Annotated in this window: 14 protein-coding genes; 8 read left to right on the forward strand and 6 right to left on the reverse strand. The window is 60.4% G+C overall.

Going from position 1 to position 17,837, the window contains the following annotated elements; translation table 11 throughout:
* Window positions 1-38 precede the first annotated feature (38 nt).
* The 3 genes from ACP0KA_RS04360 to mctP all read left to right on the forward strand — a co-directional run bounded on the left by ACP0KA_RS04360 (window position 39) and on the right by mctP (window position 2,712).
* The gene (locus ACP0KA_RS04360) at window positions 39-800 is read left to right on the forward strand and encodes an ABC transporter permease (protein WP_424627614.1); all 762 of its coding nucleotides are present in this window, start codon (window positions 39-41) and stop codon (window positions 798-800) included.
* 210 nt (window positions 801-1,010) lie between these two features.
* Window positions 1,011-1,190 carry a DUF3311 domain-containing protein gene (locus ACP0KA_RS04365; RefSeq protein WP_424627615.1) on the forward strand — a complete coding sequence of 60 codons (180 nt, stop codon included), beginning with the start codon at window positions 1,011-1,013 and terminating at the stop codon, window positions 1,188-1,190.
* A 28-nt stretch (window positions 1,191-1,218) separates the two neighbouring features.
* Window positions 1,219-2,712, forward strand: a complete 1,494-nt coding sequence (gene mctP / locus ACP0KA_RS04370) for a monocarboxylate uptake permease MctP (protein ID WP_424627616.1) — start codon at window positions 1,219-1,221, stop codon at window positions 2,710-2,712.
* A gap of 106 nt (window positions 2,713-2,818) precedes the next feature.
* Here the strand turns inward: mctP and ACP0KA_RS04375 are convergent, their stop codons facing one another.
* Window positions 2,819-3,130 (reverse strand): hypothetical protein, encoded by a 312-nt coding sequence (locus ACP0KA_RS04375; protein ID WP_424627617.1) that lies wholly within the window; start codon window positions 3,128-3,130, stop codon window positions 2,819-2,821.
* 216 nt (window positions 3,131-3,346) lie between these two features.
* On the opposite strand from ACP0KA_RS04375, the gene ACP0KA_RS04380 reads away from it, so the two are divergent.
* Entirely contained in the window at window positions 3,347-4,093 is a 747-nt protein-coding gene (locus tag ACP0KA_RS04380) for a L,D-transpeptidase (RefSeq protein ID WP_424627618.1), read from the forward strand.
* A gap of 106 nt (window positions 4,094-4,199) precedes the next feature.
* Here ACP0KA_RS04380 and ACP0KA_RS04385 read toward each other — a convergent pair whose 3' ends face one another.
* Entirely contained in the window at window positions 4,200-6,473 is a 2,274-nt protein-coding gene (locus tag ACP0KA_RS04385) for a spermidine synthase (RefSeq protein ID WP_424627619.1), read from the reverse strand.
* Window positions 6,474-6,652: 179 nt separating this feature from the next.
* Between ACP0KA_RS04385 and ACP0KA_RS04390 the strand changes: the two genes are divergently transcribed.
* Complete coding sequence (locus ACP0KA_RS04390; protein ID WP_424627620.1) at window positions 6,653-8,254, forward strand: phytoene desaturase family protein; 1,602 nt, start codon at window positions 6,653-6,655, stop codon at window positions 8,252-8,254.
* 201 nt (window positions 8,255-8,455) lie between these two features.
* On the forward strand, window positions 8,456-9,349 hold the full coding sequence (locus tag ACP0KA_RS04395) for a 50S ribosomal protein L11 methyltransferase (protein ID WP_424627621.1): 894 nt from the start codon (window positions 8,456-8,458) through the stop codon (window positions 9,347-9,349).
* Window positions 9,350-9,366: 17 nt separating this feature from the next.
* Here ACP0KA_RS04395 and ACP0KA_RS04400 read toward each other — a convergent pair whose 3' ends face one another.
* Complete coding sequence (locus tag ACP0KA_RS04400) at window positions 9,367-9,576, reverse strand: hypothetical protein (protein ID WP_424627622.1); 210 nt, start codon at window positions 9,574-9,576, stop codon at window positions 9,367-9,369.
* Window positions 9,577-9,764: 188 nt separating this feature from the next.
* Between ACP0KA_RS04400 and ACP0KA_RS04405 the strand changes: the two genes are divergently transcribed.
* Together ACP0KA_RS04405 and ACP0KA_RS04410 are read left to right on the forward strand one after the other, a co-directional pair.
* On the forward strand, window positions 9,765-11,594 hold the full coding sequence (locus tag ACP0KA_RS04405; protein ID WP_424627623.1) for an aminopeptidase P family protein: 1,830 nt from the start codon (window positions 9,765-9,767) through the stop codon (window positions 11,592-11,594).
* Window positions 11,595-11,635: 41 nt separating this feature from the next.
* Window positions 11,636-12,910 (forward strand): multidrug effflux MFS transporter, encoded by a 1,275-nt coding sequence (locus ACP0KA_RS04410; RefSeq protein ID WP_424627624.1) that lies wholly within the window; start codon window positions 11,636-11,638, stop codon window positions 12,908-12,910.
* A gap of 32 nt (window positions 12,911-12,942) precedes the next feature.
* Here ACP0KA_RS04410 and ligA read toward each other — a convergent pair whose 3' ends face one another.
* From ligA to ACP0KA_RS04425, 3 genes are read right to left on the reverse strand one after another with little or no spacing between them, the layout of a single operon-like run.
* Window positions 12,943-15,102 (reverse strand): NAD-dependent DNA ligase LigA, encoded by a 2,160-nt coding sequence (gene ligA / locus ACP0KA_RS04415; protein WP_424627625.1) that lies wholly within the window; start codon window positions 15,100-15,102, stop codon window positions 12,943-12,945.
* Between the two features lie 6 nt (window positions 15,103-15,108).
* Window positions 15,109-16,782: a DNA repair protein RecN gene (gene recN, locus ACP0KA_RS04420; RefSeq protein ID WP_424627626.1), complete on the reverse strand. Its 1,674-nt coding sequence runs from the start codon at window positions 16,780-16,782 to the stop codon at window positions 15,109-15,111.
* Between the two features lie 21 nt (window positions 16,783-16,803).
* On the reverse strand, window positions 16,804-17,697 hold the full coding sequence (locus ACP0KA_RS04425) for an outer membrane protein assembly factor BamD (RefSeq protein WP_424627627.1): 894 nt from the start codon (window positions 17,695-17,697) through the stop codon (window positions 16,804-16,806).
* Window positions 17,698-17,837 lie beyond the last annotated feature (140 nt).

Here is a 17,837-nt window from a genome sequence, read left to right on the forward strand (position 1 = left end):
TTCCGGCCAGATCATGCTCAACCAATGAGAACGTTTTCATGAATCTCTATGCCATCGCTGCCATCTACAAATTCGAAATGGCGCGCACTTTCCGCACGCTGCTGCAGAGTGTCGTTTCGCCGGTCATTTCCACGTCGCTCTATTTCGTGGTGTTCGGCGCAGCGATCGGCTCACGTATCACCGAGATCGACGGCGTCGGCTACGGCACCTTCATCGTCCCGGGCCTCATCATGCTGTCGTTGCTGACCCAGAGCATCGCCAACGCGTCATTCGGGATCTATTTCCCGAAATTCACCGGCACGATCTACGAACTGCTGTCGGCGCCGGTGTCATCGTTCGAGGCCGTCGTTGGTTACGTTGGCGCCGCGGCAACCAAATCCATCATTCTCGGTCTCATCATCCTCGCCACAGCGGGCTTGTTCGTCCCGCTGAGGATCGCGCATCCGGGCATGATGATGCTGTTCCTCGTCCTCACCGCGGTCACCTTCAGCCTGTTCGGCTTCATTATCGGCATCTGGGCCGACGGCTTCGAACAGTTGCAAGTCATCCCGCTGCTTGTGATCACACCGCTCACGTTTCTCGGTGGCAGCTTCTACTCGATCCACATGCTGCCGCCGCTCTGGCAGAAGATCACACTGTTCAATCCGGTCGTCTATCTCGTCAGCGGCTTCCGCTGGAGCTTCTTCGAGATCGCGGACGTCAGCGTCGGGTTGAGTCTCGGCATGACACTCGGATTCCTTGCGGTCTGCATGGTGACCGTGTGGTGGATTTTCCGGACCGGCTATCGACTTAAGCGCTGATCAACAAAAATATCGTAATGCGATCACCTGAGTGTGATCGCAATCACTGTCATTCGTCTTAAGTTGAACAGGCGGCATCGGAATGCCTGCCCTGATGTAATTCTCATGGACGCAGCCAGCCTCAGCTTTTAGTGCTCCGCCCAAAGATTTTGGCGTCTCGATGACGCTGGCTTTTTCAAAACTCAACTTCAATCACATCGGAGCTTCGCCATGTGGCTGCTTCTCCTGGTGCCGTTTATCGGCCTGCTCTGGGTTCCGTTCTACAATTTCATGGAGCCCTCACTGTTCGGATTCCCCTTCTTCTACTGGTACCAGCTCGCATGGGTGCCGATCACATCCCTGTTGATTTGGCTGGTCTATCGCCGGGTCGCACGCGACGAACACAACTAATCCCACCTGAATTTTCGGAAGGTTCGCCATGAGCGATCAGATCGACTGGACAGCCGCCAGTGTCTTCATCGGCTTTTTTCTTCTCGTCACCGTCATGGGCTTCATGGCCTCGCGCTGGAAACGCGCCGATGCCCCTGCTCATCTCGACGAATGGGGTTTGGGCGGACGCCAATTCGGCACCTGGATCACGTGGTTTCTCGTCGGTGGCGATTTCTACACCGCCTATACGGTGATCGCCGTCCCGGCACTGGTCTACGCGGTCGGTGCATATGGCTTCTTCGCGTTGCCTTATACGATCATTGTCTATCCGATCGTGTTCGCCATCATGCCACTGCTGTGGAAGACCGCTCATGCCAACGGACACGTCACCGCGGCCGACGTCGTCAAGGGCAACTTCAGCTCGCGCGGCCTTGAACTCGCGGTCGCGCTGACAGGCATTGTCGCGACGATGCCCTATATCGCCTTGCAGCTGATCGGCATGGGCGCCGTGATCAAGGCCATGGGCCTGACCGGCGAGCTGCCGATCGTCGCCGCCTTCATCGTGCTGGCGCTGTATACCTACAGCTCGGGCCTGCGCGCGCCGGCGCTGATCGCCTTCGTCAAGGACATCATGATCTATATCGTGGTGCTGGTGGCGGTTGTGATCGTCCCCGCCAAGCTCGGCGGCTACGCCGCGGTGTTCGCTGCGGCAGGCGACGCCTTCGCCGCAAAGGGCGGGGCGACCGGACTGATCCTCAAGCCCGCGCAGATGCTGCCCTACGCAACGCTGGCACTCGGCTCGGCCCTCGCGGCGTTAATGTATCCGCACACGCTGACCGGCATCTTCGCGTCGAAGTCCGCCAACACCATCCGCAAGAATGCGGTCCTATTGCCGGCCTATACACTGCTACTTGGTCTCATCGCCCTGCTCGGCTACATGGCCCACGCCGCTCACATCAAGGTCGCCACACCGAACGATGTCGTGCCGGAGCTGTTTAAGGCGCTATTTCCGTCATGGTTCGCGGGCTTTGCCTTCTCGGCAATTGCCATCGGTGCGCTTGTGCCGGCAGCGGTCATGAGCATCGGTGCCGCAAACCTCTTCACGCGCAATGTCTGGAAGGCTTACGTCAACCCGACGATCGATCACGCCGGTGAAGCCAGTGTCGCCAAGATCACCTCGCTGGTGGTGAAGGTCGGTGCGCTGGCTTTCATCCTCTTCCTGCCGACGCAATATGCGCTCGACCTCCAGTTGCTCGGCGGCTTGTGGATTCTCCAGACCTTCCCGTCACTGGTGTTCGGCCTGTTCACCCGCTGGTTCAGGGCGGGTGGACTGCTGCTCGGCTGGGCGGCTGGCATGATCTGGGGATCATGGACGGCATGGAGCAATGGGCTGAAGCCGCTGGCGACGCTTACCTTCGGTGACACGACCTACACATTCTACGTGGGTCTCAGCGCGGTCATCCTGAACGTCTTTGTCGCAGTGATCGCAACCGCGATCCTGTCGGCCGTGTCGCCGCGTCCGCTGGCAAGCGCACGCAGTTAATCGTAGTCAAAACCACAAACATAAAAAACGGCGCGCTGCCAAAGCGCGCCGTTTAGTTTTACGGACGACAGCAACTCAGCGCGCTCATCGCGCCGCAAATTGCCGGTCAGTAATGACGGTGCCGATAATGGCGATGGCGGTAGTGTCGATGACGCCGTCCCTCAGGGATACCGAGCACGCCATTAACACCTCCGACCACGCCGCCGACACCGGCGCCCAGGGCGCCACCGACGACACCTCCGACCGGCCCTGCCGCGCGACGACCCTCATAGGTCCCTTGGCGCGCTCCGCCCTCGGCACCTCTGATCACGCCCTGTGCGTGGCCGACGCCCGGAATCGCGAGCAACGCCAGCGCCGCGGCAGCGAACGCAAAACGTCGATATGTCGGGGTGATCATGAATAACGCTTCAGCCTTCATCGTGGGACATCTCCTGAATGGCCGAACTCCAGCCGTGAGCTTAACGTTTCGATGACACGAAGGTTGCGTCAAGTTTGATAAAAACGCCTCACAACAATGACGGTCACGCAGTTGCTACCGGCCGAACATCAATCTGAACGCGAAAGGAGATGTTAAAACGCCATCTTCCGTGCTTTGATGCCATTAAATCGGGGGGCCGATGACGAGGTATAAGGTATGCGTACCCTTCTCATTCCACTTACCGGCCTGATGCTGCTGATGGGCAGCGCGGCGCAAGCGGCTGTCTCCATCGTTGTCGATAAAAGCGCTCAGCAGATGACGGTCTCCGTCGACGGCCAGCCGCGTTATACCTGGCCGGTATCGAGCGGAAATCCCTCGCACGAAACACCGAATGGGACCTTCCGGACATTCCGGATGGAGGCGGATCACTACTCGAAGGAGTTCGACGACGCTCCGATGCCGAACTCGATCTTCTTTACGAAGCAGGGTCATGCCATTCACGGCACCGACGCTGTCAGCCGGCTCGGCACACCGGTGTCGCACGGCTGTGTGCGCCTGTCGCGTGCTAACGCACTCAAGCTCTGGGATCTCGTGAAAACCGAAGGCTTGCTCAGCACAACTGTGACGTTGACCGGATCATCTCAGGTCGCTCTCGCAAGACTCGGACGGGGCCGGACGAACGTTGCGACCACCAATGGCGATGCCGGCTATGACACAAACGGCCAGCCGATGCAGATCGCGCCGCAGGATCGACAAGTCGCTTCGGGTGGTTACTACAATGGGGATCCACGTCAGTTAACCCCGCGGGATCGGGCTTACTATTACGGCAACAGCGATCCCCGCTGGCCGGCCCAGCAGCAGCAACGCGGTTACCAAGGCGGCTATTACGAGCAGGATGCGCGCTATCAGCGTCCGCAATATCAATACGCGCCACGAGGCGGATTGTTCGGCTTCCTCGACTGAAGCCCACAGTCACAACTCCAGATGCGAAAAATGGCCGGATCTCCCGGCCATTTTCTTTGCACAGCTGCAAATCTATCTTCGCCCCGTTGGCGCTTACAGCGAGCTTCTATTCGTCGCCATTCTTCAAGCGACGCCAGACCGCACCGAGTACATTGGAGTAGTCGTCGGTCCAGACCCGCTGACCTTCCGTGGCTTCCGTCAGTGCCCACTTATCGTCGGATGCGAGCTTGCCGACATCGGCTTCATCACGCGCGGAAACGACGACCTCGGTTGTGAAGATGTACTCGCTGTCGCGCCCGGAATCCTCGTTGTAGACCCAGCTCTTCAGATCGTTCTCTTCGGCGATGCCGACCACCACGCTTGCCAGTTCAAGATGCCGGTTCGACACATGCATGAGCACTGCACCATGCGGCGCAAGCTTCGACTTGTAGATGGCCATCGCCTCTTCGGTCGCGAGATGAATCGGGATTGCGTCCGAGGAATATGCGTCGACAATGATCAGGTCGTAGGTGCCATCTTTCTCCTTGGCGAAAGTCAGCCGCGCATCTCCGATCACCGGCTTCATATCCGGCTCGCATGAGTTGATGTAGGTGAAATATTTCGGATTCTTCGCGGTATCGACCATGGTCTGGTCGATCTCGAAGAACGTCCATTGCTCGCCCGGCGCCGATTGACAGGCCAGTGTGCCGGCACCAAGCCCGATCACGGCAACACGGATCGGGCCGCCCTTGCGCTCCCGGATCGCATCGATCGCCCGGCCGATACCGCCATCCTTGTGGTAATAGCTGATCGGCTCCGGCCTTCCCTTGACGGGCGTGCCATCATCCTCCTGGAATTTCTCCGCGCCGTGAATCGTCGTCCCGTGCATCAACACGTGATACTGACCGTGCGGTGTCACCACGATCTTGTGGACGCCGAAAAAGCTGCGCACTGTTTCGACGCGCCCCTCATCAGCCGGATAGACACGGATCAGGATCAATCCGAGCGCAACAAGCGCAGCCAGCTTCCAACGATCGACCTTCATAGGCCATGCAAGGAGCACGGCCATGACAGCAACGGCAGCAACAACCCAGACTCTGTTGGTTTCCAGATATTCCGTGGTTGTGCCTTGCTGATAAGCGAACCAGATAAGAATCAGCGCGGCCGCAATCGCGACAAGCCAAAGGATGGAGCTGCCTCGCAGGCTCGACGCCTCTGGAGGACGGCACAGCGCCGCGAGCGCCAACAGGATCGGATACTCCGCGATCCAAGAGAACGTATACGGCGCGATCAGGCCCGCGAACAAACCACCGAGCATCCCGCCGAATGACAGAGCGACATAAAACCCAGTGAGATACCGCGCAGCGGGACGTGTGCGGGCGAGTTCACCATGACAGGCCATCGCGATGATGAAGAAACACAATTGATGACCGCCGAGGGTCAGCAACAAATTCTGCTCGCCACCGACCGCCAGCAGTACCATCACGCCGGCAATGGCCACCGGCTGCAACATCAACATCCACTTGTGCGGCAACAGCGGACGCGACTGGAATACCAGCACCCATGTCAGAAGATAAAGCGACAACGGAAGCACCCAGAGCAGCGGCGCTGCTGCAACGTCGGTCGAAATATGCGCCGTGACCGCGATCAGCAGTCCGGATGGCACGGCTGCGAGGAATATCCAGCGCAAGCGAATGGCCCAGGATGGCGCGGGTGCGTCGTTATCAGCTGTGCCAGCGGCGTCCATCTTCATGTCCGGCGACCGCACCAACAGAAAACCGCATGCCGCGATCAACACGATCAGCAAGCCATAGCCACACGTCCAGATCAGGTTCTGCGTGTGCAGCGTGAACATCGGCTCCAGCAACACGGGGTAGGACAACAGTGCAAGGAAGCTGCCGATATTCGAGGACGCATAAAGAAAATAGGGATCCGGACCATCCGGATGTCCGGTTCGGACAAACCACGCCTGCAGCATCGGGTTGTTTGCCGCCAGCGCAAAGAACGGCAAACCGATTGATACCGCGAATAATCCCAGCAGCCAGAATGCGTAGCCGCTCGCAGGCGGCTCCCCCCACCCGCTCGCGATCGACAGGGGAAGGGTCAGCATTGCGACCACGAGCAACACAAGATGAATCACCACCGGAACGATCCGGTTCTTGATCGTCATCAAGTAATGGGCGTAGGCGTAGCCGCCGAGCAGCAACGACTGGAAAAACACCATCGCAACCGACCACACGGCGGGCGAACCGCCAAGCCGCGGCAGGACCATTTTTGTGAAGAGAGGTTGCACCGAAAACAGAAGCAGTGCGCTGGTAAAAATAGCAGCGGTGTAAATCACCAAAACAAGCGTATGTCTCGCGCCAAAAGACCGGCTCGCAGAGGACGAAATCGACGTCATGGAAACTCCGGCAATAATCCGGCACATTGCCGGGTAACAAAACGGACCATAGGGCGTCTCAACTTGCAATAAAATGCAACTCCCAATGACAAATTTGTCATGCGCGGACTTGTGCTCGCAGCCAGCCTTGGTCATGAATCGTCCACCAAGCGTTCGACACAGAAAGACCTCTCCGTCCCATGCAGAATTTCGACGCACTGATCATTGGTGCGGGCCACAATGGCCTGACCTGCGCGGCTTACCTCGCCATGGCCGGCTTGCGGGTCAAGGTGGTCGAGCGACGCAAGGTGGTCGGCGGCGCGGCCGTCACGGAAGAATTCCATCCGGGATTCCGCAACTCCGTGGCGGCCTACACGGTCAGCCTGCTCAATCCGAAAGTCATCGCGGATCTGCAGCTGCATCGGCACGGCTTGAAGATCGTCGAGCGGCGCGCCCAGAATTTCCTGCCCGCACCGGACGGGCGTTATCTGCTCACCGGCGAGGGACGCACGCATCAATCTGTCGCCAAGCTCAGCGAGCGTGACGCCCTGCAAATCGATGACTTCAATCGCGAGCTGGAAACGATTGCCGATGTCCTACGGGCATTCGTTTTGCGCGCCCCGCCTGACATTGTCGAAGGCTTTAGCGTGCGCGCGATGCGCGAAGCCTTCAATGCGTTGGGCACGGCCAACATCCTGCGCGACCTGTCACTGGAAAATCAGCGCGTGCTGCTCGATCTGTTTACGCGGTCCGCCGGCGACATGCTGGATGACCGGTTCGAAACCGATCTGGTCAAAGCGCTGTACGGCTTCGATGCCATCGTCGGCAATTACGCCAGTCCTTACGCCGCGGGCTCCGCCTACGTCATGCTGCATCACGCGTTCGGCGAAGTGAACGGCAGGAAAGGCCTGTGGGGACACGCGATCGGCGGCATGGGGGCGATCACACAAGCCATGGCCGCCGCCGCGCGCGCGGCCGGCGCCGAGATTGAAACGGGCGCGGGGGTGCGCGAGGTGATCGTCGAAGGCGAGCGCGCAGTGGGAGCAGTCCTCGACAATGGCGAGACCATGCGTGCGCGGTATGTGATCTCCAGCGTCAATCCGAAGCTGCTCTACACGCGCCTGATCGCAGCGGATGCTCTGCCGAAGCCTTTCCTCGATCGGATCACCAACTGGCGCAACGGGTCTGGAACGTTCCGGATGAATGTCGCGCTGTCGGCGTTGCCGTCTTTCAAGGCTCTTCCCGGCACCGGCGATCACCTCACCTCGGGCATTATTCTTGCGCCGAGCCTGGAGTACATGGACCGCGCATGGCTCGACGCACGCCAGCACGGCTGGAGCCGCGAGCCGGTGGTGGAAATGCTGATCCCGTCCACGCTGGATGGCTCACTGGCACCGCAAGGCCTGCATGTCGCCAGCCTGTTCTGCCAGCACGTCGCACCACAACTGCCTGAAGGCAAATCGTGGGATGATCATCGTGAGGAGGTCGCGGATCTGATGATCGCGACCGTCGACCGCTATGCGCCAGGCTTCGCCGCCGACGTGATCGGCCGGCAGATCCTGTCGCCCCTCGACCTCGAACGCGAGTTCGGGCTGCTCGGCGGCGACATCTTTCACGGCGCGCTCTCGCTCAACCAGTTGTTCTCGGCGCGCCCGATGCTGGGACACGCCGGCTACCGCGGGCCTCTGAAGGGCCTCTATCACTGTGGTTCCGGAGCCCATCCGGGTGGCGGCGTCACCGGCGCGCCGGGCCACAACGCCGCACAAGTGATCCTGAAGGATCATCGTGGGTTGTTTGCCTAACCCACCCGTGTGGGAGTGCGGATATCGGTGGATAAGCCTGTGGATATTCTGTGGAAATACAGTTGAAAACTTGCCGCTAGAAGCTCGCGAGAGCTGTGCAAAAGTCCGGGAAAAATATCCACGAACCCTTGCATAAGGGTGTGGACACATTGGGGGAAAATAGGCGATGCAGTCAGTCATTTCAGGCATTTGGACCGCTCCGTGACGTCAGCAGCCCCCTCTCCCGTAACACAGGCTACCTTCGAAATTGGTGACGAACACACTGCCAGCCGCATTGTGGATACGATCACCGAGATCTATCCGGATCCCGATCTCGCTATCGCCGCCTTCGAGGCGCCGGGCGGGCGCTGGGACATCACCATGCATTTCGCGGAGCCGCCGGACGAAGAGATGATCCGCGCCCTGGTGACCCAGGCCGCCGGGGAGGCCGCAGCGAAAACCATCGTCTTCGGAACGGTGGAGGCCAAGGACTGGGTAAAAGCGAGCCTTGCCGATCTCGTGCCGGTGCATGCGGGGCGTTACATCGTTCACGGCAGCCATGATCGCGACCGCGTGCCAGCCAACAAGATCGGAATCGAGATCGAGGCGGCACTGGCATTCGGCACCGGCCACCACGGGACGACACGGGGCTGCCTCATCCTGCTCAATCAGGTGCTCAATCAACGCACACCCGGGCGCGTGCTCGATCTCGGATCCGGCACGGGTGTGCTTGCCATTGCCGCCGCGCGCTCATTAAAGCGGCGCATCCTGGCGAGCGACATCGATCCGCGCTCGGTGCTTGTGGCGCGCGACAACGCCAGGCTGAATGGTGTGGGCAATCTGGTGGAAGCCATCGAAGCGACGGGATTTCACTCACCACAGTTCGCCGCCAATGGTCCGTTCGGGCTGGTGCTGGCGAACATTCTCGCCAATCCCTTGCGCAAGCTCGCCCCATCCCTGGCGAGGCATCTTGCGCCGAACGGTTTCGTCATTCTGTCCGGATTGCTGCCGCATCAGGCCAGCAGTGTTGTCGCCACCTATCGCGACAATGGGCTAAAGCTGATCCGACGGCTTCAGATCGACGGGTGGAGCAGCCTGCTGATGCAGCGGCGCTAACGGTCTTAAGATCGATGTTATTCGCCTCGCGTGCGCCGAGGCGTTCCATCTGCTTCGGTATATCCAGTGTTCAGCTGCACCTGACGGGACGCACCGGCGTCGCGCTCCAAACGGCGCTTGGCCAAGCGGCCCATCATCTGCTTGATGATACCGCGCGGCTCCGTGGTCACGGGCGCCTGGACCTTACGTGGTGCCGATGAAATCTTCTCAAACATAAATGCCGGCATGCCCTGTCACCTCTGCGTTGAGTTGAAAAAGCATACCCTCAGCGTTTCCACGGCTTGCTCTTTGAAGACTTCTTGACGCCATGTGTTTCCTGCCGCCTCCTTGTGAAATAATCAAGCATAAGCCGTGCCATACCGGGTGTGCGGAACGCTCAATTGCTCCGAGCCCGCTGCCCTCCTAAGGTTGAGTAATGTTCGAGGCTCAATTTCAGACGTTTGAAGATCCCGAAGGCGGCGTGGCGCTAACCGCGCGGCTGTCGGCGTTTCGTGAGGAACTGCTGCGGCGGCAGCTGACCGGATTTGTGATTCCGCGCTCAGATAGCCAGCAAAATGAATACGTTCCGCCGTCTGAAGAGCGACTGGCGTGGATTTCGGGTTTTACCGGCTCCGCTGGATTGGCCATCGTTCTCAACACTGAAGCGGCAGTGTTTGTGGACGGCCGGTACACGCTACAGGCGGCAAAGCAGGTCGATACCACCGCCTGGACGATCCAGCCGCTGGCTGACCCACCGCCGGAAAATTGGTTGTCCACCCATCTGACAGCCGGTGACCGCCTCGGATTTGATCCCTGGCTGCACACTTCTGCGGCAGCCGAACGACTGGCCAAGGCCTGCAAGAAGGCCGGCGCCGAACTCGTGCCTGTCGACAGTAACCCAGTCGACGCGGTCTGGAGCGAACGACCCGCTCCGCCCCTCGGACCGGTGAAGGTCCACGGCTTGCAATTCGCGGGAGAAAGCGAGAGCGACAAGCTCGCGCGTATCCGCGCCGAAATGACCAAACTTGGTGTCGAGGCGCTGGTCCTGTCGGACTCCCATGCGGTTGCGTGGACCTTCAATATCCGCGGTGCCGATGTCGCCCATACGCCGCTGCCGTTGTCCTACGCCCTGATCCCGAAAGACGGCCGCGCAACGATCTTCATCGACAGCCGCAAGCTGTCGAACAGCACCCGCGATCATCTGGAAAAAAACGCCAACGTCGAAGAACCCGATGCCGTGATGCTGCGCCTCGCGGGGCTTGCACGAACAGGCGCAATGATCGGCCTTGATGCAGCCACCGCCGCCGATGCGCTGAGCCGCATGATTTCGGCGGAGGGCGGCAAACCGATGCGCGGCACCGATCCGGTCGCCATGCTGAAGGCGGTGAAGAATACAGCCGAGATTGCCGGCACCCGTGTCGCACACCAGCGTGACGGTGCGGCGTTGGTGCGCTTTCTCGCCTGGATCGATCGCGAAGCTCCCAAAGGCACGCTGACCGAGATCGACGCCGTCGAAGCACTTGAGACGTTCCGCCGCGAGACCGGTGTTCTCAAGGACGTGTCGTTTCCGACGATCGCGGGGACCGGCCCGAACGGCGCCATCGTCCATTATCGTGTGACGCGCAAATCCAACCGCCGCATTTCGCCCGGCGATCTGCTGCTGATCGATTCCGGCGCGCAGTACGAAGACGGGACCACGGACGTCACGCGGACGATCGCAATCGGTGACCCCACAGATGAAATGCGCGATCGCTTCACCCGCGTCTTGCGCGGACACATCGCTATCGCCCGGGCCGTATTTCCGGATGGCGTCACCGGCGCGCAGATCGACGCATTCGCGCGGCAGTTTCTCTGGCATGCGGGGATCGATTTCGACCACGGCACCGGGCACGGTGTCGGAAGCTATCTTTCCGTCCATGAAGGCCCGGCGCGCATCTCCAAGCTCGGAACGACCCCGCTGAAGCGCGGCATGATCCTTTCCAACGAGCCCGGCTATTACAAGACGGATGCATTCGGCATTCGCATCGAGAACCTGGAGTTGGTGACCGAAGCCACAATCGACGGCGCAGAAAAGCCGATGAACGGCTTCGAGACTCTGACGCTCGCGCCCATCGACCGGCGGCTGATCAACGCACATCGCATCAGCAAACGCGAACTGGATTGGCTCAACACCTATCACGCCCGCGTCCGCGAAGAGATTGGCCCGCTGCTGGATGACGAAACCAGAGCGTGGCTCGATGCCGCCACGGAGCCTATGAGTCATTGAACCGAACTCAAGGACATAACAATAAAAAAAGTCCGGACAACGTGACCGACAAAAACAACAAGACGACCGCAGCCTCGGCTATTCAACCCTGGAAAGTTCTTCCGCTGCTGGTCGCGATGAACGGCATCGCGCCGATCTCGCTCTACATGCTGGTGCCGATGTTGCCGCTGCTGGCGACAATCTTCGCACAGGACATCTCGGTCGCGCAGATGACCGTGTCGCTCTACATGGTCGGTATGGCACTGTCCCAATTGGTGATGGGGCCGCTGTCTGATCGTTTCGGGCGGCGTCCGGTTCTCATTTGCTGCTTCGGCCTCGTCGTCATCGCCAATATCGGCTGCATTTTTGCCGAGACCCTGCCGCAACTGATTGCCGGACGCTTTGTCCAGGCCGTAGGCGGCGCAGCGGGCATGGTCATCAGTCGCGCCATTGTCCGCGACGTTTATGAGCGCAATCGCGTCGGCGGCATGATCAGTCTCGTGATCGCGGTGATGATGATCGCGCAAATGCTCAGTCCGCTGGCCGGGGGCGTGCTGAATGACTGGTTCGGCTGGCGCTCGATCTTTTATGTGCTTGCAGTCGTCACGACCGTCACCGTAGTCGCGATCATGCTGGCCCTGCCGGAAACGCGACGCCGAAATGTATCGACCGATGACAGCGGTTTCGCCAAAGACATTCGCGCGCTGGCATCAAGCCGCGCCTTCATCGGCTACGTGCTGTGCCAGATGCTCGCTTCCGCCATCATTTTCACCTTCGCAGGCGGCGGGCCTTACATCGTTATCAATCAGATGGCGCGCTCGGGCACTGAGTACGGCCTGTGGTTCGCCACCGCCGGTTTCGCTTACATGATGGGGAATTTGTTTTCGGTGCGGCTGTCGCCCCGTTACGGCCTCGACCGCATGATCTGGATCGGTCTGGTGCTGCAGATTGCCGGTTCTGTACTCAACGTCATTTGGGGGACGACCGGGATAAACCAGGTGCCCTCATGGCTGTTCGGCACGCATATGATCGTGATGTTCGGCAATGCCTTCGCAATGGCCAATGCATCAGCAGGGGCAATCAGCATCCGCCCGCAAGCTGCCGGAATGGCATCCGGAGCCATGGGATTCCTGCAAATGGGATTTGGAGCGCTCTGCTCGCAACTGGGCGCCTATCTCGGCGGCAACTTCACGACACCGCTGCCACTCAATATCGCAATGCTGGCCCTATCTGCAGCCTGTGCCGCGGCAATCGTTTTCCTCGTGCCACGGGATCGTCGGGCCGTGAGCACCGACACAATGATCCGAGCGGAGGAGCAGGAAGCAGGGATCATGTAGCCAAAGCGTTTTCAGAACCGAATGTGCTCTGGCTACAAGCCATTGACGAGGGCGAGCCACTCATCCTCGGTCAAGACCTGAACGCCAAGCTTTTGGGCCTCGGCAAGCTTCGAGCCCGCACCTGGTCCGGCCACGACGTAGTCCGTCTTTTTCGAGACCGAGCCCGCGGCTTTGGCGCCGAGACGTTCGGCGGTGGCCTTCGCCTCGTCGCGGGTGAATTTTTCCAGCGAACCTGTGAACACGACCGTTTTGCCGGCGATCGGCGAATCGGCTTTGGCTTTCTCCGCCGGCTGTACCTCGATTTCATCGAGAAGATCGTCCACCGCCTTGACGCTGTGCGGCTCGGCGAAAAACTCGACAATGGCATTCGCCACCACCGCCCCGATGCCCTCGATGGAGTTCAAGTCGAGATAGGCTTCCGCGAGAGGCCCCTCACCCGCAGCGATCATCGCCGCGCGGAAGTTCTCCACCGCTCCATAATGCCGCGCCAGGAGCTTGGCATTGCCTTCGCCCACATGGCGAATACCGAGCGCAAAGATGAAGCGAGCAAGCGCGATCTTGCGGCGCGCCTCGATGGCTGCAAACAGATTGCGCACCGATGTCGCGCCGTAACCTTCGCGGTCGGCGAGCTTCTTGGTCGCCCGCGCGTCGCGCTTCTCCAGCGTGAAGATATCGACGGGGGACATCACCAGCCCATCGGTGAAAAATTCCTCGATCTGCTTGTCGCCAAGACCGTCGATATCGAACGCGTTGCGCGCAACGAAATGCTTCAAGCGCTCTTTCGCCTGTGCCGGACACGCCAGCGTATTGGTGCAACGGCGAACTGAATCTTCCCTGCCCGTCTTGGGATCGGCCTCGCGCACCGCATGGCTTCCGCAAGCGGGACACCTGTGCGGAAACTCATAGGGCTTCGCATTCCTGGGGCGCTTGTCGAGAACCACGCTCACAATCTGCGGGATCACGTCGCCCGCACGCTGCACGACCACGGTGTCGCCGATGCGGATATCGACACCGTCACGAATGGGTTGGCCATCGTTACCGATGGCCTTGATGTAATCTTCGTTATGCAGCGTCGCGTTCTGCACCACGACGCCACCCACCGTGACCGGTGCGAGCTTTGCCACCGGTGTCAACGCGCCGGTGCGGCCGACCTGAATTTCAATGTCGTTCAGAACCGTGGTTGCTTGCTCGGCGGCGAATTTGTGCGCGATGGCCCAGCGCGGATTGCGCGACACGAAACCGAGGCGCTGCTGCCAATCCAGCCGGTCCACCTTGTAGACCACGCCGTCAATGTCGTAGCCGAGCGTGGCGCGCTTGGTTTCGATCTCGCGATAGAATTTCAGGATCGCTTCCACATTCTTGCAACGCGTGGTCAGCGGATTGGTCACAAAACCAGCCTTGTCGATCCATTCGATCATCTCGAATTGAGTCGGCGCCGGCATCGCGCTCATCTCGCCCCAGGCATAGGCGAAGAATTTCAGCGGCCGCGATGCGGTGATGGACGGATCTTTCTGGCGCAACGATCCTGCAGCGGAATTGCGTGGGTTAGCAAATATCGTGTCCTCGGCCTCCGCCTGCCGCTTGTTGAGCGCGAGGAAATCGCTCTTCAGCATATAGACTTCGCCGCGCACTTCGCAGACCGCCGGCACATTGCGGCCCTTCAGCTTGTGCGGAATGTCGGACAACGTCCGCACGTTGGCGGTCACATCCTCGCCCGTCGTGCCGTCACCACGCGTCGCTCCGCGCACCAGTTCGCCATTCTCGTAACGAAGCGACAGCGACAGGCCATCGATCTTCGGCTCGGCCACGATGGTCGGGATTTCGTCAGCGCCAAGCTTGAGGAAGCGCTGCACGCGTTCAACGAAATCGACCACATCCTGATCGGTGAACGCGTTGCCGAGCGACAGCATCGGAATCGCATGCTGGACCTTGGCGAAGCGCCCCGATGGCGCCGCGCCGACCTTTTGCGAGGGCGATTCCTTGGTGACCAGCTCCGGGAAGCGAGCTTCGACCGCATTGCTGCGCTGGCGCAACGCATCGTAAGCCGCATCCGAAATTTTCGGCGCGTCGTCCTGGTAATAGCGGTTGTTGTGCTCTTCGATTTCCAGCGCGAGACGCATCAACTCGACCTTGGCCTGGGCCTTGGTCAGCTTTTCAACATCAACAGGCGCTTTTTTCGGTTTCGCTGCCATCGTTTCTCAAGCCGTCGCGGCACGCAGCAGGCGTTCCGCCGCGGCACGTGCTTCCGCAGTGATCTCGGCGCCTGCGAGCATACGCGCGATCTCCTCGCGACGATGATCATTGGCAAGTGTCGCCACCCGGGTCGCCACACGCTTGCCCTTGTCGAGCGCATCTTTCGAGATCAGCAGATGCTGGTCCGCACGCGCCGCCACCTGCGGGGCATGCGTTACCGCCATGACCTGCACCTTTTCCGCCAGCCGCGCCAGGCGCGCGCCGATGGCGTCCGCCACTGCACCACCGACACCCGTGTCGATTTCGTCGAATACCAGCGTCGGCGCGGACCCCCGATCCGACAGCACGACCTTCAGCGCCAGCAGGAAGCGTGACAATTCACCGCCTGAGGCAACCTTCATCAACGGGCCGGGCTTGGTGCCCGGATTGGTCTGGACCCAGAACTCTACGCGATCAAACCCTTGTGGCCCGGGCGAAGCGGGATCGCTTTCGACCTGCGTGGAAAACTTCGCGCGCTCGAGCTTGAGCGGCGCCAACTCAGCGTTCACAGCCTTGTTGAGCTTGTCGGCTGCCTTGTTGCGCGCCGCCGACAACTTCTGGGCGGTGGCGTCATAGGCTTTGTCTGCGGCCGCGACGGACTTTTCCAGTGCTTTCAACTGATCGGCACCGGCATCGATCAGGGCAATATCAGAGGCGTATCGCTTGGCGAGCGCAGCCAGTCCTTCGACGGGCGTGGAATATTTTCGCGCGGCGCCGCGAAGCGCAAACAGGCGTTCTTCGATGCGCTCGAGCTCAAGAGGATCGAAATCCGCGGCAACGAGTGCCGCATTGAGATGCTGGTCGGCCTCTTCCAGCGCGTTGATGGCAACGTCCATGGCCTTGACCGCAGGCTCGATCAACGCGGGGGCTGTTGCTGCGCGGCGTTCCAGGCGCCGAACCGCAGCTGCCAGCGACGACACAGGCGACTGAGGACCGCCGACCGCGGCCTGCGCCTCGCGCAGGTCCTCCGCGATCTTCTCGCCCTGCATCATGACGGTGCGGCGCTCAGCGAGTGCGGTCTCCTCGCCTTCCTGCGGATTGAGCTTGGTCAGTTCTTCGGATGCGTGCCGCAGGTAATCCGCCTCGCGCGCCGCACGCTCCATGCCTGCGCGATGTTCATCGAGCGCGGCCCGTGCCGTACGCCGCGCTTCCCACAGGCCCTCAATGGCGGCCACATCCTTTTCCAGCGAAGCAAATGCATCCAGCAATTGCCGGTGCGTCGCGGTATCTACCAGCGCGCGCTCGTCATGCTGGCCGTGAATTTCCACCAGCGTTGCGCCGACAGCTTTCAATGTCTGAACGCTGATGGCCTGATCGTTGAGGAAGGCACGAGTCCGGCCGTCGGCGAGCTGCACCCGGCGCAGGATCATTTCACCGGAATCATCCAGCCCGTTGTCACGGAGGATTGCACTGGCGGGATGCTTCTTCGGCACATCGAAGACCGCCGTCACCTGGCCCTGCTCCGCCCCATGCCGGACCAGACTGGCATCGCCACGTCCACCGAGCGCAAGCGCGAAGGCATCCAGAAGAATGGATTTGCCCGCACCGGTTTCGCCGGTGAGAACCGCAAGTCCTTTGAGAAAATCGATATCGAGCCGCTCGATCAGGACGATGTCACGGATCGAAAGGCGGGCCAGCATGCGAAGTAAGTCCTGATTAAGCTAACCGAGGCCAACCTTCTTGAACGCCCGGGTCATCCAGGAATCCTTGTTCGCGGTCGGCTCGACTCCGCCGGACTTTACAAGATTGTAGGCGTCTTTGTACCAGCGGCTATCAGGAAAGTTGTGGCCAAGAATGGCAGCCGCCGTCTGGGCCTCGCCGACAATACCGATCGCCATATAGGCCTCTGTCAGGCGGGCGAGCGCTTCCTCGACGTGGCGCGTGGTCTGGTACTGCGTCACCACCACTTTGAAGCGGTTAATCGCAGCGGTGTAGTCTTTCTTCTCCAGATAATAGCGGCCGACGTTCATTTCCTTGCCGGCCAGCTGGTCGCGCGCAGCTTCGATCTTTTTGCGAGCAGTGCTGGCGTATTCCGAGGTCGGATACTTCCGGGTCACCTCTTCCAGAGCGTTAATCGCCTTTTCCGTGCGCCCCTGGTCACGGGACACGTCCGGAATCTGGTCGAAATTGGATGCGGCGATCAGATATTGCGCATAAGCGGCATCCGGGCTGCCGGGATGCAGCGCGATGTAGCGGTTGGCGGAGGAGATGCACTCGTCGTATTCGCCGTTCTCATAAGACGCATAGGCCGACATCAGCAGCGATTTCCGCGCCCAGTCGGAATACGGATGCTGGCGATCGACCTCCTCGAACTTCTTGTTCGCGGCCTTCCGGTCGTTCTTCTGGTTCAGCAGGTACAGGCCTTCGTTATAGAGCTTGTCCGCCGGTTCATCGACGAACGTCTCGTCCTTGGCCATGAACTTGTCCCACAGCGCACCGGTTCCGCAGCCAGCCAGCGGCGCGGCAAGAACAACCAGCCCGAGCGCCAAACGCGCCTGACGGCCAAACTGGCTGCTGAGAGCAAGACTGATGAATTTGCGCGGTTCGAGCGTCATACGTTTGGGACCGACCTGAATAAAAATCCGACGCGTAAAATCCGGCGATTGGGGTTGCCAAGATATCGACAGGCTCGAAATCACTTTGCCTCGGCTGCAACTGCCTACGGGAAGTTCAAGTCGGGCCTATGTAGCCGAAA

It is taken from the genome of Bradyrhizobium sp. SYSU BS000235 (genome assembly GCF_049747295.1).
GTDB lineage: Bacteria > Pseudomonadota > Alphaproteobacteria > Rhizobiales > Xanthobacteraceae > Afipia.

Bases quoted from the DNA above. Each gene is read 5' to 3' on its own strand.
- recN (WP_424627626.1), bottom strand. From the start codon at position 16,782: ATGCTGGCCCGCCTTTCGATCCGTGACATCGTCCTGATCGAGCGGCTC.
- ACP0KA_RS04400 (WP_424627622.1), bottom strand. From the start codon at position 9,576: ATGCCGGCATTTATGTTTGAGAAGATTTCATCGGCACCACGTAAGGTC.
- ACP0KA_RS04365 (WP_424627615.1), top strand. From the start codon at position 1,011: ATGTGGCTGCTTCTCCTGGTGCCGTTTATCGGCCTGCTCTGGGTTCCG.
- ACP0KA_RS04425 (WP_424627627.1), bottom strand. From the start codon at position 17,697: ATGACGCTCGAACCGCGCAAATTCATCAGTCTTGCTCTCAGCAGCCAG.
- mctP (WP_424627616.1), top strand. From the start codon at position 1,219: ATGAGCGATCAGATCGACTGGACAGCCGCCAGTGTCTTCATCGGCTTT.
- ACP0KA_RS04360 (WP_424627614.1), top strand. From the start codon at position 39: ATGAATCTCTATGCCATCGCTGCCATCTACAAATTCGAAATGGCGCGC.
- ACP0KA_RS04390 (WP_424627620.1), top strand. From the start codon at position 6,653: ATGCAGAATTTCGACGCACTGATCATTGGTGCGGGCCACAATGGCCTG.
- ACP0KA_RS04405 (WP_424627623.1), top strand. From the start codon at position 9,765: ATGTTCGAGGCTCAATTTCAGACGTTTGAAGATCCCGAAGGCGGCGTG.
- ACP0KA_RS04385 (WP_424627619.1), bottom strand. From the start codon at position 6,473: ATGACGTCGATTTCGTCCTCTGCGAGCCGGTCTTTTGGCGCGAGACAT.
- ACP0KA_RS04375 (WP_424627617.1), bottom strand. From the start codon at position 3,130: ATGAAGGCTGAAGCGTTATTCATGATCACCCCGACATATCGACGTTTT.
- ligA (WP_424627625.1), bottom strand. From the start codon at position 15,102: ATGGCAGCGAAACCGAAAAAAGCGCCTGTTGATGTTGAAAAGCTGACC.
- ACP0KA_RS04380 (WP_424627618.1), top strand. From the start codon at position 3,347: ATGCGTACCCTTCTCATTCCACTTACCGGCCTGATGCTGCTGATGGGC.